Raw genomic sequence first — 3,687 nt, 5'->3', positions numbered from 1 at the left:
TCTTCAATTACTTCTAAATTATCTAATAATGCGTATCCATCTGGGGAAGATATTTTAAACATGACCCAAATCCCTATATTTGTATTATAATCTACTTCACCTGTATCAATATGGAACTTAAACTGATGAGAATCTTGACAGACTATCTGTTTTTTCCCTGGCATACACTGACGAGCATCAGATGTGTAAGAAGGCGTAAAAGCTGACATTGGATTATAATATCCTACATTCCCATTTGGATACGGTTGTTGTTCACCATCATATAATTCATTACAAACAGGCCTAGAAGATACATACGGGATATCAAATGGTACATTCATGACTGTATCTATTTCTTTTCCATAGCGTGAAACCACTAGTTCTACATCTTTACTACTTCCTACAAATCCCCTTACTAGGTAACGTGTATACGGTTTTAATTTTGATTCATCAATTTTTTGGTAAATGTATGTTGGAAATATCGTTAAGTATATGTCTCGCGCCCCAGATATATTCAGATAATTCCCTTTAAAAGTAGAATTATCCGACTGAATGTACATATGATCACTTGTAGTCCATCCATGAAATACATCTTCAAAATCACCATTTTGAAGCAAATTTCGAGACTGACTAAGGTATTTTGCATGTTTTACTTGATCCCATAACATCAGTTTTTCTTTTGAATATTGTTCATCTGACATACATTCTATAGCATTAGCCACTTGATCTATTTCATAATCTGTCGTTTCTAGCTTTAACCTATTTTTCGCACCACTTGTAAACATAGGGTTCACGACCTTTCTCGCTTACTTTTTAACAGCCATACTATCTATTTTAGTAAGAACTTTGTTTTAATTAACAAATAAATCATTCACTATTTTCTGTGTTTTTTCTATATTTTGCTTCTCTGTATAATCTAATACAGATTGAGTGATTGGAATAAATTCGATTTTGTCAATATATATATTATATGAATGATTTGGTGTACCATATAAGGTCATTAATAAAGTGTCTTCTCCTTCAAATGTTTTATTTGGAACTGTTCTTGGAAATGTTACATATCCAAAATCTGCATATGTTAAATCTGTAGCATTTGGGTTTTGGCGGGAAGTGGTACTAGGGAGCTCCACACTTATAGTATCTATTCCGGTTAAGAATACTGTTGTCTTTGGAGCATTAGTAGCATAACGAATACGTACTTGATATTGTCGAGAAACATTTTTTAAAAATCTAACTCTAAAATCCATACTATCTTTAAGAATTACCAAGTCTCCACCTGTGTGACCAGGACCTTTCACAATTTTCGAATCAGAACTTACCTTCAAAGCTTTTAGAGCGTGGATTTGGGTGATGTTATCTAAATCTATTGTATTTTGGAAATCAACACTAGTATGTGTCCAACTAAATGCAACTCTTCTTCTTTCTCTAACTACTGAAAATATATAATTATCAGTTTTTATATACGATAGAGTATGACCATATTCTTTATTTTTCCATGTTTGTTTTGGAATCATATAAGAATCAGTTCTTTTATAATTATTTTCTATTGTTGAATTGGATGAATATCGAAATACTTCACTGCTATTCGAAAAAAATATCATTTCATATATTATATCTGAGTACTCTCTATGTCTGACAATTTCGACCTTATCAATAGGTTTGTTTCTATAAAAAGGAAATACTTTGGATGTGTCTTGAGAAATAATATGTCCATGAACCGCTCCCCAGATTATGTTGCGATCATCATTAGTATGTGTAAAGGCCATCTGGTTACCTGTAAAAGAAAAAATATCATAAGGATCAAGAATGTCTCGAGAATTTCTTGTGTAAAAACGCCCTTGGTTTATCCAAGTAAATAATGTAGGATTTCTAGTTAATCCATTTTCTAGTTCTGTTATGGTTCTAAATGTATCTGAATTAACATTCGTATAAACTTCTCTGGTAAGTTCAGATTTAACTCCTATTGGATATTTTTCTGGGTCATAATTTGGAAAAATAGCAATAAGATCTAACACAGTTAGAGTCATTTCTAAACGGTAAGTATTATACATATTCCATGTTGCGTTAGTATTAGTTCTAATCATAGTTAGTCCTGCATTGTACGTTTGTATACAATAGTCAGTATATTCTTGTATTTTACGTTTTAAATAGCCCTGATAGTAATTAGATGAATTGAAAGTACTTGGATTTATACCTTGATTTTGCAGCCATATATTGTAATAGGTAGCAGCATGTTTTAATAAATTCAAGTGCCAAGTAGCTATTTGTGCATATGCAGGGAGTGTTGGTATTCGATAGCTAGCATTATTTTTTAACATATCTAAATCTTTATCTATTATAGGTTCTAAGGTAGTAAAGAGATCATGTACTGCTTTAGCATTAGCGTGTGTACGTGCTGGCTCCCATTTATCGAAAAATTCTTGATATTTATCAAGTTGATTTTTTATAGGTGTTACGATAGAAGTTAGTACATTAATTATGTTTTTATCTATTTCTTGTATAGGCCTTCCTCCGATGTTTAACAAATTCTGCCAAACATTTGCAGGGTCAGATCCTTGCCAAAAGATCGGCAACAAAGTCCCAAAAGATATTATACCTGCAGCTAAGACAGGGGCAGCAAAAGCTCCTAACATAGTTCCTACTACAATAATACCTGCACTAACTCCAACAATAGTTTCAGAACTAACAAAATTCCCCGCATTATTGCCATATTGTTGATTATCTTGACACACATTGAGCCAATCTTTGTAATTCGTGTTTTTCAGTGGTTGATTTGGCTTATTTGCTAATGGATATCTAGAATAGTTATTAGACTTGCTAAAACCATTGGATGGAGCATTGAATATTTCATATTCATTCTTATTTTGATATGGATTCATATCTATTCCTCCCATACTCAAATTAGACACAACTCTTTTCTGTTGCAACAAAGATTATTTTAAAGCATTTTTTAATTCATATGACTTAACAAGAACCTATCTGTACATAATTTATCATTTTCGCAAATCCTATAGATATTCCTTCCTATGTAGTGATTGATCATTCTTTTTTCAATATGTCCTATGCATTTTAAAGTATTCGTAATTTTCTATATGTATTCCTGTTACATCTTTTCTACAAATAACCTCATCATTTTCCGACAATCAACCTTTACATTTCCCAAAAATATATCAAATCACCTCCTATCCCCCTTCAACATCCTCAAATTCTTCTATAAGCGTTTTGAGTCCAACCATAGTAGAGAGTACAGAAAAACAGGACATCTTGGATGGAAGATATCCTGTTCACATTGTTTGTCTCACTTCATAATACCAGCCCTTCTCATCCATCCACGTTCTAACTCCAGACCACAGCGGTTCATAAACCCCTCCTGTTTGCACAAAGGTATCCATTTCCCTACTTCACCCTTAGAACCTATCTAGAATCTTTTTAATAAAATCACCACAGATGCCAATAAGCAACTCTGTCTACTATTTTCAAGTGTTTACTCACAGTTCTTCCGTAGTCTGCGGTAGTTTTCTAACCAAGAAAAAGTTTGTTCCACAATCCAGCGTTTCGGTAGCAGGATGTTTTTGCCCATTCCATGAAAAAGGAGACTGTAGGGAAACTGTGCTGAGGAGAATGCTACATGAGATATTTTAAAGGAAAACAGTTCAAGAAAGACATTATTTTAGTAGCCATTGGCTATTACTGTCGTTTTTCTTTAAG

1 protein-coding gene and 2 pseudogenes are annotated in these 3,687 nt (G+C 32.9%); 1 reads left to right on the top strand and 2 read right to left on the bottom strand.

Annotation, left to right across the window (positions count from 1 at the left end; all coding sequences use genetic code 11):
- Positions 1–764: pseudogene (locus tag RT27_RS31920) on the bottom strand (pesticidial crystal protein); the annotation flags it as partial.
- Positions 765–830: 66 nt separating this feature from the next.
- The gene (locus RT27_RS31915) at positions 831–2,858 is read right to left on the bottom strand and encodes an insecticidal delta-endotoxin Cry8Ea1 family protein (protein WP_043939395.1); all 2,028 of its coding nucleotides are present in this window, start codon (positions 2,856–2,858) and stop codon (positions 831–833) included.
- A 749-nt stretch (positions 2,859–3,607) separates the two neighbouring features.
- Here RT27_RS31915 and RT27_RS35045 point away from each other — a divergent pair.
- Positions 3,608–3,687 (top strand): annotated as a pseudogene (locus RT27_RS35045) (IS6 family transposase); the annotation flags it as partial.

This window comes from Bacillus sp. L_1B0_5, from assembly GCF_000836715.1.
GTDB lineage: Bacteria > Bacillota > Bacilli > Bacillales > Bacillaceae_G > Bacillus_A > Bacillus_A thuringiensis_S.
Note: the sequence above shows the minus strand (reverse complement) of the source record. Positions and strands in the feature narration are given on the sequence as shown.